Annotated in this window: 10 protein-coding genes; 4 read left to right on the top strand and 6 right to left on the bottom strand. The window is 70.0% G+C overall.

Annotated features, from left to right (window positions below):
* Window positions 1–9: 9 nt before the first annotated feature.
* The 3 genes from ACGFX9_RS12150 to ACGFX9_RS12140 all read left to right on the top strand — a co-directional run bounded on the left by ACGFX9_RS12150 (window position 10) and on the right by ACGFX9_RS12140 (window position 2,797).
* On the top strand, window positions 10–1,422 hold the full coding sequence (locus ACGFX9_RS12150; protein WP_393468957.1) for an aminopeptidase P family protein: 1,413 nt from the start codon (window positions 10–12) through the stop codon (window positions 1,420–1,422).
* 65 nt (window positions 1,423–1,487) lie between these two features.
* The gene (locus tag ACGFX9_RS12145) at window positions 1,488–2,291 is read left to right on the top strand and encodes a polysaccharide deacetylase family protein (RefSeq protein ID WP_393468954.1); all 804 of its coding nucleotides are present in this window, start codon (window positions 1,488–1,490) and stop codon (window positions 2,289–2,291) included.
* A 47-nt stretch (window positions 2,292–2,338) separates the two neighbouring features.
* Window positions 2,339–2,797 carry an SRPBCC family protein gene (locus ACGFX9_RS12140; RefSeq protein ID WP_393468951.1) on the top strand — a complete coding sequence of 153 codons (459 nt, stop codon included), beginning with the start codon at window positions 2,339–2,341 and terminating at the stop codon, window positions 2,795–2,797.
* A 9-nt stretch (window positions 2,798–2,806) separates the two neighbouring features.
* Here the strand turns inward: ACGFX9_RS12140 and ACGFX9_RS12135 are convergent, their stop codons facing one another.
* The 6 genes from ACGFX9_RS12135 to ACGFX9_RS12110 form a co-directional block, all read right to left on the bottom strand.
* A complete protein-coding gene (locus tag ACGFX9_RS12135) occupies window positions 2,807–4,021 on the bottom strand; it encodes an FAD-dependent monooxygenase (protein WP_393470418.1) in 1,215 nt (404 codons plus the stop codon).
* Between the two features lie 54 nt (window positions 4,022–4,075).
* Window positions 4,076–5,230: an XdhC family protein gene (locus tag ACGFX9_RS12130; RefSeq protein WP_393468948.1), complete on the bottom strand. Its 1,155-nt coding sequence runs from the start codon at window positions 5,228–5,230 to the stop codon at window positions 4,076–4,078.
* 37 nt (window positions 5,231–5,267) lie between these two features.
* Window positions 5,268–6,746 (bottom strand): NCS2 family permease, encoded by a 1,479-nt coding sequence (locus ACGFX9_RS12125; protein WP_393468946.1) that lies wholly within the window; start codon window positions 6,744–6,746, stop codon window positions 5,268–5,270.
* Between the two features lie 271 nt (window positions 6,747–7,017).
* Window positions 7,018–9,408, bottom strand: a complete 2,391-nt coding sequence (locus tag ACGFX9_RS12120; protein ID WP_393468944.1) for a xanthine dehydrogenase family protein molybdopterin-binding subunit — start codon at window positions 9,406–9,408, stop codon at window positions 7,018–7,020.
* A gap of 2 nt (window positions 9,409–9,410) precedes the next feature.
* A complete protein-coding gene (locus ACGFX9_RS12115) occupies window positions 9,411–10,004 on the bottom strand; it encodes a (2Fe-2S)-binding protein (protein WP_393468941.1) in 594 nt (197 codons plus the stop codon).
* A 2-nt stretch (window positions 10,005–10,006) separates the two neighbouring features.
* Complete coding sequence (locus ACGFX9_RS12110; protein ID WP_393468939.1) at window positions 10,007–10,900, bottom strand: FAD binding domain-containing protein; 894 nt, start codon at window positions 10,898–10,900, stop codon at window positions 10,007–10,009.
* 330 nt (window positions 10,901–11,230) lie between these two features.
* Between ACGFX9_RS12110 and ACGFX9_RS12105 the strand changes: the two genes are divergently transcribed.
* Window positions 11,231–12,943: a PucR family transcriptional regulator gene (locus tag ACGFX9_RS12105; RefSeq protein WP_393468936.1), complete on the top strand. Its 1,713-nt coding sequence runs from the start codon at window positions 11,231–11,233 to the stop codon at window positions 12,941–12,943.
* Window positions 12,944–13,094: the final 151 nt, after the last annotated feature.

Genomic DNA, 13,094 nt, shown 5'->3' with positions numbered 1-13,094 from the left:
GTGAACCACATGGCCAAGTCCAAGGTCCGCAAGAACGGCCTGTACCCCGAGATATCCGATGAGCTCTCCGCCCTGATGAGAACCGGCTGGGCCGACACCGAGCAGCGCGACCTGCACCCGGCCGAACAGGCCCCGCACGCCGCCCGCCGCCGCGCCGCCCTGTCCGCGCTGTTCCCGGGCGAGCGCCTGATCGTCCCCTCCGGGAAGCTCAAGGTCCGCTCGAACGACAGCCATTACCCCTTCCGCCCGTACTCCGCCTACGTCCACATGACCGGCGACCAGGCGAGGGACTGCGCCCTCGTGCTCGAACCGCGCGCCGACGGCGTCGGCCACGACGCGCACCTCTACCAACTCCCCCGCGACAGCCGGGACAGCAACGAGTTCTGGACCGGTATGACGGCCGAGCTGTGGATGGGCCGCCGCCGCAGTCTCGCCGAGTCCGAGCTGCTCCTCGGCCTGCCCTGCCGCGACGTCCGGGACGCTCCGGCGGAGCTCGCCGCCATCGACGTACCGACCCGCATCGTGCGCGGCCACGACCCGGCGCTCGAAGCGGCCGTGACGAGCGACGAGGAGCGCGACGCCGAACTGGAGGAGGCGCTCTCGGGCCTGCGCCTGGTCAAGGACGACTGGGAGATCGGCGAGCTGCGCAAGGCGGTGGACTCCACCGTCCGCGGATTCACCGATGTCGTACGGGAGTTGGCCTCCGCTGTCGCCACCTCGGAGCGCTGGATCGAGGGGACCTTCTTCCGCCGTGCCCGCCTTGAGGGCAACCACATCGGATACGGCTCGATCTGCGCGGCGGGCGAGCACGCCACGATCATGCACTGGGAGCAGAACGACGGACCCGTGCGGCCCGGCGAACTCCTGCTCCTGGATGCGGGCGTGGAGACCCACACCCTCTACACCGCCGACGTCACCCGCACCCTCCCCATCGACGGCACGTTCACCCCGCTCCAGCGAAAGATCTACGACGCGGTGTACGAGGCGCAGGAGGCGGGCATCGCCGCGGTGAAGCCGGGCGCCGCGTACCGCGACTTCCATGACGCGGCGCAGCGCCACCTCGCGCACAAGCTCGTCGAGTGGGGCCTGCTGGACGGCGATCCGGAGCGGGCCTTCGAGCTCGCCCTGCAGCGCCGCTTCACCATGGCGGGCACCGGCCACATGCTGGGCCTCGACGTCCACGACTGCGCCCAGGCGCGCACCGAGGAGTACGTCGACGGCGTACTCGAAGCGGGCATGGTGCTCACCGTCGAACCCGGCCTGTACTTCCAGCCGGACGACCTCACCGTGCCCGGGGAGTACCGCGGTATCGGGGTCCGCATCGAGGACGACATCCTCGTGACGGCCGACGGCAACGAGAACCTCTCGGCGGCCCTGCCGCGACGCGCCGCCGCCATCGAGGCCTGGGTGAGCGGCCGGTAGCCCTGGGGGACGCTCGGGCCGCTCCTCTATGCACTGCGTGTATACATGCTGTGTATAGTGCTCGCATGCCCGCTGCGAAAAGCAAGATGAAGAGATCCGCCAAAGGGTTCCGTCGCGCCGCGTCTTTGACGGCCATGGCCACCGCCGCCATGGCCGTCGCCCTGACGGGATGCACCAAGGTGGACACCACGGCGCCCAGCTCCGTGCGCAACTCCGCGGCGTCCGTGAGCGCCGAGAACCAGACGAAGCTCGGTACGGTCGACTGCCGCAAGGCCAAGTGCGTGGCCCTGACCTTCGACGCGGGCCCCAGCGAGAACTCACCGCGCCTGCTCGACATCCTCAAGGAGGAGAAGGTGCCCGCCACCTTCTTCCTGCTCGGCAAGAACCACATAGCCAAGCACCCCGAGCTCGTGAAGCGCATGAACGACGAGGGCCACGAGGTCGCGAGCCACACCTGGTCGCACAAGATCCTCACCGACATCACGCCGGACGAGGCGCGCGAGGAGCTGCGCAGGCCCAACGAGGCGATAGAGAAGCTCATCGGCCACAAGCCGACGCTGATGCGTCCGCCGCAGGGGCGCACCAACCCCGACGTCAACAAGATCTCGCGCGAGGAGGGCCTCTCGGAGGTCCTGTGGAGCGTCACCGCCAAGGACTACACGACCGACGACTCCGCCCTGATCCAGAAGCGCGTCGTCGATCAGACGCAGCGGGACGGCATCATCCTGCTGCACGACATCTACAAGGGGACGGTGCCCGCGGTGCCGGGCATCATCGACGAGCTGAAGAAGCGCGGATACGTCTTCGTGACGGTGCCGCAGCTGCTCGCGCCGGGCAAGGCGGAGCCGGGGAAGATCTACCGCCCCTGACACGCGTGCTCGGCCGCCCGGCCACCGCGGCCTGGCAGGATCCGCGTGTGGCTCTCTTCCGTATCGACCGGGAATCGTCCCTGCCCGCCGACGAGGTCTGGCGCAGGCTCACCGCGTGGGAGCGGCATGCCGATGTCGTCCCGCTGACACGGGTCTTCGTCCGGACGCCGCCGCCCAGTGGGGAAGGGACGGTGTTCGTGGCGCGTAGCGGAGTGGGGCGCATCGGGTTCGACGACGTGATGGAGGTCGTGACGTGGCGGCAGGCCGCTGAGGGCGGGGGCCTGTGCCGGCTGGAGAAGCGGGGGTCGTTCGTGACGGGGTGGGCTGAGATCGAGGTCGCTCCGGGGACGGGAGGCCTGGGTGCCAGGATCGCGTGGCGGGAGGATCTGCGCGTGCGGTGGCTGCCGCGCCGCTTCGACGGGCTCCTGACGATCGCGGCACGGTGGATGTTCGGGCGTGCGGTGGACGGGCTGCTCTCGGGGCCGCCGCCCCGCCCCTTCTCGTAACGTCGCGTCTCAGTCCCGCGAAGCCCGCGCCCGCCCGTGCAGTGTCCGCGCGACCCGTGGTCCCAGCCACCGTTTCATCCTGCGCAGCGGCTCCAGCTGCTCTGCCGCGCGGTCGATCCGGTAGTACAGCTGCGGCGGGATGTGCGGAAGCAGCGGTGAGTGGCGCTGGCCCAGGAGCGCGAACATCTGGTGCGGGTCGAGGTGGATGTAGCGCGGCAGGTTCTCGTACCACTGGGCGCTGTAGCGGGCCGCGCTCTGGACGGAGAGGAGCGCGGACTTGCGTTCGCGCTCGTACGCGGTGAGGGCGGGGCCGAGCTCCGGGCTTCCCCGCAGCGCGTCCGCCAGGGCGATCGCGTCCTCCAGGGCGAGCGTCGTGCCCGCGCCGATCGAGTAGTGCGTGGTGTGGGCGGCGTCGCCGAGCAGGACCACGTTGCCGTGGTGCCAGGTCCGGTTGGTCAGGGTGCGGAAGTTGAGCCACTGCGCGCTGCCGTCGGCCGGTGCGCGGCCGATCAGACGGTGACCGTCCAGCGGGCCCTCGAAGAGCCGCTCCAGGAGGGCGAGTCCGTCGGCCTCGCTCGCCTCGTGCAGGCCGAGGCCCGTCCAGGTCTCCGGGGAGCACTCGATGACGCAGGTGCTGTGTTCGTCGCCGAAGCGGTAGCCGTAGCACCAGATCCAGCCGTGCGCGGTCTCCACGAACGCGAAGGTGAAGGAGTCGAAGACCTTGGTGGTGCCGAGCCAGATGTAGTGGTTCCGTCCGACGGCGACCTCGGTGCCGAAGTGGCCGCGGTGGCGCTCGCGCAGCACGCTCCTGACGCCGTCGCCCGCGACGATCAGATCGGCGTCGGGCAGCTGGGCCGCGTCCGTGATCTCGTGCTCGAACTCGACGCGTACGCCGAGGGATCGGGCCCGCTCGGCGAGGATGTCGAGCAGCCGGTGGCGCCCGATGCCGTGGCCCTGGTCGCCGTGGTGGACCGTGGTCCGGTCGCCGACGTGGGCGATGCCGTCGCTCCAGCGGACCGAGTGCTCGCTGATGGCGCGCGCGGACTCGGGGTCACCGGCGTGGAGCTTGTCGAGGAGACCGCCCCAGTAGGTGACGCCCCAGCCGTAGGTCGATCCGGCCGGGTTGCGCTCGTGGACGGTGATGTCGTGGGACGGGTCCTGCCGCTTGAGCAGGATCGACAGATACAGGGCGGCGGGCCCGCCACCGACGCAGGCGACCTTCACACGTGCTCCCATTGCGTCACAAAGTGATCATTTTGTGACGCAAGGTAACAGGGATCAGGCCACGGAACCTATGCGCCCCACCGGCGGCCGTGAGCCGTCGTGGTGGATCGGCGTGTGCGCGCCGGTCAGCGAGACCCCGCTGCCGCCGCGCCGGCCCGCGACGATCTCCGCGGCGATCGACAGGGCCGTCTCCTCCGGAGTACGCGCCCCGAGGTCGAGGCCGATGGGCGAGCGCAGTCGGGACAACTCCAGCTCGCTGACGCCGACTTCGCGCAGGCGCTTGTTGCGGTCCTCGTGCGTACGGCGTGAGCCCATCGCGCCGACGTAGGCGACCTGAAGGCGCAGCGCCAGTTCGAGCAGCGGCACGTCGAACTTCGCGTCGTGCGTCAGCACGCAGAGCACGGTGCGCCCGTCGACCTCCGTCCGCTCCAGGTACTTGTGCGGCCATTCGACGACGATCTCGTCGGCGTCCGGGAAGCGTGTCGGCGTCGCGAAGACGGGCCGCGCGTCGCACACCGTCACCCGGTAGCCGAGGAACTTGCCCATCCGTACGAGCGCCGACGCGAAGTCGATCGCACCGAACACGATCATGCGGGGCGGCGGGACGCTCGACTCGACGAGGACCGTGAGCGGCTGCCCGCAGCGCGAGCCGTCCTCGCCGATCTCGACGGTGCCGGTGCGCCCCGCGTCCAGCAGGGCGCGGGCTTCGCCCGCCACGGTGCGGTCGAGCTCGGGATGTCCGCCGAGCCCGCCCTCGTACTCCCCGGCGTCCGAACGTACGAGAAGGGCGCGCCCGACGAGCTCCGCGGGCCCGGAGGTGATCCGGGCGACCGCGGCCGCCTCGCCCGATGCGGCCGCCGCGAGCGCGGCGGCGAGAACGGGCCGCGCGGAGGAGTCCGCGCGGACCGGGGTGACGAGGATGTCGATGACGCCGCCGCAGGTCAGACCCACGGCGAAGGCATCCTCGTCGCTGTATCCGAAGCGTTCGCTGACGCTTTCGCCGTCTTCCAGGGCCTGCTGACACAGGTCGTAGACGGCGCCTTCCACACACCCGCCGGAGACGGAGCCGATCGCCGTGCCGTCGGAGTCGACGGCGAGGGCCGCGCCCGGTTGCCGGGGCGCGCTGCCGCCGACCGCCACCACGGTGGCGACGGCGAAGTCGCGTCCCTGCTCGACCCACCGGTTCAGCTCTTCGGCGATGTCCAGCATGTCCGTCTCCTAACGGGTGTGTGATCTCCAGGATGGGCTACTTGACGCCCAGCCAGTTCTCGATCGGGTGGAGTGCGAAGAAGGCCAGGAACACGAGCGCGAGCACCCACATCAGCCAGCCGATCTCCCGGACCTTGCCCTGCGCGGCCTTGATCAGGACGTGGGCGAGGACACCGGCCGCGATACCCACCGTGATGGAGTACGTGAACGGCATCAGAACCGTGGTCAGGAACACCGGAATGGCGGTGGCCTGGTCGGTCCAGTCGATGTGCCGGGCGTTGGACAGCATCATCGCGCCGATGACCACGAGCGCGGCGGCCGCGACCTGTGTCGGGATGAGCTGGGCCAGCGGGGTGAAGAAGAGGCAGAGCGTGAACGCGAGGCCGGTGACCACGCTCGCGAAGCCGGTGCGCGCGCCGTCGCCGACGCCCGCGGTGGACTCGACGAAGACGGTCTGGCCCGAGGCACCGGCGAGACCGCCGACGACGCCGCCGGCACCGTCGATGGCCAGGGCCTTGTTCAGGCCCGGCATCTTGCCGTCCTTGTCGGCGAGGTTGGCCTGCTGGCCGATGCCGATGATGGTGCCCATGGCGTCGAAGAACCCGGCGAGCACCAGGGTGAAGACGATGACACCCACGGTGATGCCGCCGATGTCGCCGATGCCGCTGAAGGACACCTCGCCGAAGAGGCCGAAGTCGGGCGACGAGACGATGGAGCCGTTGATCTCCGGGGCGTTCAGGCCCCAGTCCTTCGCGGACATGCCCGCGACCTGGTTGACGATCGCGGCGAATACGGTGCCGCCGACGATGCCGATGAGGATCGCGCCCGGGACCTTGCGGACCTGGAGCACGAAGATCAGCAGGACGGTGACGGCGAAGCAGAGGACGGGCCAGCCGATGAGCTTGTCGTCGATGCCCATCTGGATCGGCTTCGCGCCCATGTCGCCGTACTTGGACGGCATGGAGGTGACGAAGCCCGCCTGCACCAGACCGATCAGCGTGACGAACATGCCGATGCCCATGGTGATGGCGTGCTTCAGCGCCAGGGGGATCGCGTCCATGATCAGGGTCCGCAGGCCGGTGAGGACCAGCAGGATGATGATGACGCCGTAGATGACGCACATCGCCATCGCGTTGCCCCAGGTCATCTCCGGGGCGACCTGGAAGGCCATCACGGCCGAGACACCGAGTCCCGCCGCCAGGGCCAGCGGCACATTGCCGAGGATGCCCATGACGATGGTGGTGGCGGCCGCCGCGAAGACGGTGGCGGTGGTCAGCTGATCACCGTCGAGGCGGTGTCCCGTGGCGTCGGGCACCGAGAGGATCACGGGGTTCAGAAGGATGATGTAGGCCATCGCCATGAAGGTGGTGATGCCGCCACGCACCTCCCGACCGACCGTCGAGCCTCTGTGGGTTATGTGGAAATACCGGTCGAGCCAAGACCTGCCGGCCGGGACGCGTGAGCCGTTGCCCGCGTCCTCTGCCGTCGTCTTCGGCTCCGTTGACTGCTGGGTCATGGTGCCTAACTCCCAAGGTTCAAAGGGGCACCCGCATCAGGCTGTTGTGTACAGGGGTTGGGCCTGAGGAGACTGCGGGATTTGGGATGGTGCGTTTGGCTGCACGACCCGGGGGACGGCCCGAGACGAACTGGGGCTCATAAGAGCGTGGGTGGGGCGTAGGTACTGCTGTGACCGCGAGCGGTGCGGTACTGGTGTTCTCCGGGCGGCGCGGGCGACGGGAAGTGTGACGTTCCTTGGGAGGCACGCGCCGCCCGGAGAGATCTTGGGATCAGGTACCGGTGAGGTGTTCCGGGCGTACCGGCGTCCTGTTCAGTTCCAGACCCGTCGCGTTCCGGATGGCCGCGAGGACCGCCGGAGTCGAGGAGAGGGTCGGGGCCTCACCCATGCCGCGAAGGCCGTACGGCGCGTTCGGGTCGGCCAGTTCGAGTACGTCGACCGGGATGGTCGGCGTGTCGAGGATGGTCGGGATGAGGTAGTCCGTGAAGGAGGGGTTGCGCACCTTCGCGGTCTTCGGGTCGACGATGATCTCTTCCATCACCGCGACGCCGAGGCCCTGGGTGGTACCACCCTGGATCTGGCCGATCACGGAGAGCGGGTTGAGCGCCTTGCCGACGTCCTGGGCGGTGGCGAGCTCGATGACCTTGACCAGGCCGAGTTCGGTGTCCACCTCGACGACCGCGCGGTGCGCGGCGAACGAGTACTGGACGTGGCCGTTGCCCTGACCGGTCTTCTTGTCGAAGGCCACGGTCGGACGGTGCCGCCACTCGGCCTCGACCTCGACGCTCTCGCCTTCGAGCAGCTCGGCGAGGTCCGCGAGGGCCTCGCCGCCGTCGGTGAGGACCTTGCCGCCTTCGAGGACCAGCTCGGCGGTGGCCCACGCGGGGTGGTACGAGCCGAACTTGCGGCGGCCGATCTCCAGGACCTTCTCGCGGACGAGCTCGCAGGAGTTCTTGACCGCGCCACCGGTGACGTACGTCTGACGGGACGCGGACGTCGACCCCGCGGAGCCCACCTGGGTGTCGGCGGGGTGGATGGTCACCTGCTGGACGCCGAGCTCGGTGCGGGCGATCTGCGCGTGGACGGTGATGCCGCCCTGGCCGACCTCCGCCATCGCGGTGTGCACGGTCGCCACCGGCTCACCGTTGATGACCTCCATGCGCACCTTGGCGGTGGAGTAGTCGTCGAAGCCCTCGGAGAAGCCGACGTTCTTTATGCCGACCGCGTAGCCGACGCCGCGGACGACGCCTTCGCCGTGCGTGGTGTTGGAGAGTCCACCGGGCAGCGCGCGGACGTCGGCGCCCTCGCTGGACTCCCACTGGCGCTCGGGCGGCAGCGGGCGGGCCTTGACGCGGCGCAGGATCTCGGCGACCGGGGCCGGCGAGTCGACCGCCTGCCCCGTCGGCAGGAGGGTGCCCTGCGACATGGCGTTCAGCTGGCGGAACTCGACCCGGTCCATGCCCACCTTGTCGGCGAGCTTGTCCATCTGGGCCTCGTAGGCGAAGCAGGCCTGGACGGCGCCGAAGCCGCGCATCGCGCCGCACGGGGGGTTGTTGGAGTAGAGGGCGATCGCCTCGATGTCGACGTCCTCGACCACGTACGGGCCGACCGACAGGGACGAGGCGTTGCCCACGACCGCCGGGGAGGCCGACGCGTAGGCGCCGCCGTCCAGGACGATCTTGCACTTCATGTGCGTGATCTTGCCGTCCTTGGTGGCGCCGTGCTCGTAGTAGAGCTTCGCCGGGTGGCGGTGCACATGGCCGAAGAAGGACTCGAAGCGGTTGTAGACGATCTTGACCGGCTTGCCGGTGCGCAGCGCGAGGAGGCAGGCGTGGATCTGCATCGAGATGTCCTCGCGACCGCCGAAGGCACCGCCGACGCCGGAGAGCGTCATGCGCACCTTGTCCTCGGGCAGGCCGAGGACGGGGGCGATCTGTTCGAGGTCCGAGTGCAGCCACTGGGTGGCGACGTACAGGTCGACGCCGCCGTCCTCGGCCGGGATGGCGAGGCCGGACTCCGGGCCGAGGAAGGCCTGGTCCTGCATGCCGAAGGTGTACTCGCCCTTGACGATGAAGTCGGCCTTCTTGGCCGCCTCGTCCGCGTTGCCGCGGACGATCGGCTGGTTGTGCACGATGTTCGGGTGCGGGACGTGCTTGATGTACTCGTCGGTGCGGCCCTCGTGCACGAGGACGGCGTCCGGAGCGGTCGCCGAGGCCTCGTCGGTGATGACGGGCAGTTCCTTGTACTCGACCACGATCTTCGCGGCGGCACGGCGGGCGGTCTCCGGGTGGTCGGCGGCCACGAGGGCGACCGGCTCACCGTGGTGACGGACCTTGCCGTGGGCGAGCACCGGGGTGTCCTGGATCTCCAGGCCGTAGTTCTTCATCTCGGCCGGGAGGTCGTCGTAGGTCAGGACGGCGTAGACGCCCGGGGTCTTGAGCGCCTCGACGGTGTCGATCGAGACGATCTCGGCGTGCGCCACGGTGCTGCGGAGCGTCTGGCCCCAGAGCATGTCCTCGTGCCACATGTCCGAGGAGTAGGCGAACTCGCCGGTGACCTTCAGGGTGCCGTCCGGGCGGAGCGTGGACTCGCCGATGCCGCCCTTGGTGTGCTTCTGGGTGACTTCGGTGGGCGCGCCCGTGGTGGTCTTGGTTCCAGCCATGATCAGACCGTCTCTTCCTGACGGGCGGCCGCCAGGCGGACCGCGTCCAGGATCTTCTCGTAACCGGTGCAGCGGCAGAGGTTGCCGGAGAGCGCCTCACGGATGTCGGCGTCCGACGGCGAGGCGTTGCGCTCGAGCAGTTCGTCGGCCGCGACGAGGAGTCCGGGGGTGCAGAAACCGCACTGGACGGCGCCGGCGTCGATGAACGCCTGCTGGATCGGGGAGAGTCCGCCTTGCTCGCCCGTCTGGCCGTCCGTTCCCTTGGCCTGCCACTGGCGGGCCTCCTGGAGGCTGGTGCCGCCGCAGACGGAGCCGCAGGCGCCGCCCGGGTGGGAGTCCTCGCGGTGCTTGGCGTAGTCCGCGAGGCCCTCGACGGTGACGACCTCGCGGCCCTCGGCCTGTCCGGCGGCGACCAGACACGAACACACCGGCACACCGTCGAGGCGGACGGTGCAGGATCCGCACTCGCCCTGCTCGCAGGCGTTCTTCGAACCGGGAAGCCCCATGCGCTCACGCAGCACGTAGAGAAGGGACTCGCCCTCCCAGACGTCGTCGGCTTCCTGCTGACGGCCGTTGACCGTGAAATTGACGCGCATTGTTACGCAGCTCCTTCCGCGCCACGGCCCTTGCCGCTGCGGTACGACTCCCAGGTCCAGCCGAGCGTGCGGCGGGCCATGATGCCCACGGCGTGCCGGCGGTAGTTCGCCGTGCCGCGGACGTCGTCGATCGGGTTGGCGGCGCCGGAGCAGAGCTCGGCGAACTGCTTGGCGATCGACGGGGTGATGATCTTGCCGCTGTCCCAGAAGCCGCCCTCGTCGAGCGCGGCGTTCAAGAACTCCTCGGCGGCCTTCGCCCGGATGGGGGTCGGGGCCGCGGATCCGATGCCGGTCCTCACGGTCCGGGTCTCGGGGTGCAGGGCGACGCCGAAGGCGCACACCGCGATGACCATGGCGTTGCGGGTACCGACCTTCGAGTACTGCTGGGGTCCGTCCGCCTTCTTGATGTGGACGGACTTGATCAGCTCGTCGGCGGCGAGCGCGTTGCGCTTGACGCCGGTGTAGAAGTCGTCGATGGGGATGAGGCGCGAGCCGCGTACGGACTCCACCTCGACCTCGCAGTCGGCGGCGAGCAGCGCCGGGTGGGCGTCACCGGCCGGGGACGCCGTGCCGAGGTTGCCGCCGACACCGCCGCGGTTGCGGATCTGCGGGGATGCGACCGTGTGCGAGGCGAGCGCGAGGCCGGGAAGCTCCGTGCGCAGCTCTTCCATGATCTGGGTGTACGGGACGGAGGCGCCAAGCTGGACCGTCTCCTCGCCCACCGTCCACTCGCGCAGCTCGCCGATGCGGTTCAGGTCGAGCAGGTAGTCAGGACGCCGGTGGTCGAAGTTGATCTCGACCATGACGTCGGTGCCACCCGCAATCGGCACAGCTGTCGGGTGCTCGGCCTTGGCGGCGAGCGCCTCCTCCCAGCTGGCGGGGCGAAGGAAGTCCATGAGGCTCTCTTCTTCGTGTCGAGGGTCGTTCGCTTCAAGGGACTTCGTTTTGGCCACTCGGGCCGTTGGTCCCTCGACTGCTCGTTCATGTGCTGTTAACGCGGAGTGGGCCAAGTACACCGCTCGCTCGTCCGATGGGGTCAGTCACCGAAACACTGAAGGAGTTGGCTGGCCAAGGCGCGCGTCTTGTAGATTCGTATGAAGAACGGGCCTCAGTAACCTCGCGGATTCCCCCTGGAAACCGGGGACGCCCCACGACACAGGGCCCCGGCGCTACAGAGCGCACATGTTTGTACACACCATTCGAGACAGATCGGCGGCGACGACACCATGCGGCTGCGCGCACTCCTTGACACCGACGCGCTGGGCCTGCGGCTGCTCGGCGGTGAGGAAGAACTCGACCGCACCGTGCGCGGTGTGATGACCACCGACCTGCGCGACCCCAGCCGCTACCTCGCGGGCGGCGAGCTCGTCCTGACGGGGCTCGCCTGGCGCCGCGACGCCTCGGACACCGAACCCTTCGTACGGATCCTCGCCGGCGCCGGAGTGGCCGCGCTCGCCGCGGGCGAGGCCGAGCTGGGCGCCATCCCGGTCGACATCGTCGAGGCCTGCGAGCGCCACCGCCTGCCGCTGTTCGCCGTGAACGAGTCGGTGGCCTTCGCGACGATCACCGAGCACGTGGTGCGCCAGGTCTCCGGCGAGCGGGCGGGCGACCTGGCGGCCGTCGTCGACCGGCACCGCCGACTGATGACCTCGGGCCCCACGGGCGGCGGCCCCGACGTCGTCCTGGACCTGCTCGGCACCGACCTGGATCTGCGGGCCTGGGTCCTGTCCCCCGCGGGCCGCGCCATCGCGGGGTCGAGCGCGGCGGGTCCCGCCCTCTCCCAGGCGGTGTGCGGGCGTCTGGCGGCCGAGCACCTGGCGGCGGTCCGCACGGGCCGCCGGGGTCCCCACCGGGTCCAGGTGGAGGGCACGGCGTACTCCCTGTTCCCCATTCGGAGCAGCGGGCGCGGTGCGGCTTCAGGACCGGCGTCGGCCGCGGCTTCGGCGAGCGCGGCGGCACTGCGTGACGTACGCGAGACGGTCCTCTCGGACTGGTTCCTCGCGGTCGAGGCCGACGCGGGCGACTGGCCCGAGGAGCGGCTCGACCTGCTCCAGGGCGTCACCCAGCTGATCGCGGTGGAGCGCGACCGGCGCGACGCCGCCAGGACGGTGCGGCGCAGGCTCGCCCAGGAGGTCCTCGAACTGGTCCAGACGGGCGCGGCCCCCGCGGAGATCGCGGCGCGCCTGAGGGTCGCGGCCCCGGTGCTGCTGCCCGGCCTCGGCGCGGCACCGCACTGGCAGGTCGTCGTGGCCCGCGTCGAGTGGGACGGCGGAGAGATCGAGGGCGGTCCCGTGGCGCAGTCGCTCCTGGAGGAGATCCTCGTCGACCCGCTGTCGGCGGGCCCCGAGCCCTCCGACCGGATCGCCGTAGCCCATATGGGTGACGAGGCGATCGCGCTCGTGCCGCTGCCCGCGATGTCCACGGAGCACGAAGGACCGGAGTCGGGCCTGCTCGCCGACTCACTCCTCGAGTCCGTCCGCGACCCCCTGTCGGCGGGCCTCGACAACGACGGCCGCCTCACGCTGGGCGTCAGCGCCTCCGTGCACTCGGCGGAGGGTCTTCGGGGCGCCCTGGAAGAGGCGCGGCACGCCCGCCGGGTCGCGGCGGCACGCCCCGGCCGGGTCTGCGCCGCGGGCCACCAGGAGCTGGCCTCGCACGTCCTGCTGCTGCCCTTCGTCCCGGACGACGTACGCCGGGCGTTCACGGCCCGCCTCCTCGACCCGCTGCGGGACTACGACCGGCGCCACCGGGCCGAGCTCATCCCGACCCTTGAGGCGTTCCTCGACAGCGACGGTTCGTGGACGCGGTGCGCGGCGCGGCTCCACCTGCATGTCAACACATTGCGCTACCGCGTGGGCCGTATCGAGCAGTTGACGGGTCGTGACCTCTCGCGGCTCGAGGACAAGCTGGATTTCTTCCTCGCACTGCGGATGAGCTGAGGTGGACGCCGCTCGCCGATGAGGCGGGCGCCGCCGGTCGAACCCCTTTCATGGTCAGCCCTTTGTGAATTCTTTCACCCAGCCCCTTGGCCGGATGAGCCGATCCATGCTGAGATGCGCCCACGACTCAACAGCTCAATGGCGTGCTCGG

It is taken from the genome of Streptomyces sp. NPDC048436, assembly GCF_043200355.1.
Taxonomy (GTDB): Bacteria; Actinomycetota; Actinomycetes; order Streptomycetales; family Streptomycetaceae; genus Streptomyces.
This window is presented reverse-complemented; position numbering and strand designations above follow the sequence as displayed.

What these genes read in the sequence shown, in the direction of transcription:
- ACGFX9_RS12150 (WP_393468957.1), top strand. Translation starts at nt 10, where the DNA reads ATGGCCAAGTCCAAGGTCCGCAAGAACGGCCTGTACCCCGAGATATCC.
- ACGFX9_RS12145 (WP_393468954.1), top strand. Translation starts at nt 1,488, where the DNA reads ATGCCCGCTGCGAAAAGCAAGATGAAGAGATCCGCCAAAGGGTTCCGT.
- ACGFX9_RS12130 (WP_393468948.1), bottom strand. Translation starts at nt 5,230, where the DNA reads ATGCTGGACATCGCCGAAGAGCTGAACCGGTGGGTCGAGCAGGGACGC.
- ACGFX9_RS12125 (WP_393468946.1), bottom strand. Translation starts at nt 6,746, where the DNA reads ATGACCCAGCAGTCAACGGAGCCGAAGACGACGGCAGAGGACGCGGGC.
- ACGFX9_RS12120 (WP_393468944.1), bottom strand. Translation starts at nt 9,408, where the DNA reads ATGGCTGGAACCAAGACCACCACGGGCGCGCCCACCGAAGTCACCCAG.
- ACGFX9_RS12115 (WP_393468941.1), bottom strand. Translation starts at nt 10,004, where the DNA reads ATGCGCGTCAATTTCACGGTCAACGGCCGTCAGCAGGAAGCCGACGAC.
- ACGFX9_RS12110 (WP_393468939.1), bottom strand. Translation starts at nt 10,900, where the DNA reads ATGGACTTCCTTCGCCCCGCCAGCTGGGAGGAGGCGCTCGCCGCCAAG.
- ACGFX9_RS12105 (WP_393468936.1), top strand. Translation starts at nt 11,231, where the DNA reads ATGCGGCTGCGCGCACTCCTTGACACCGACGCGCTGGGCCTGCGGCTG.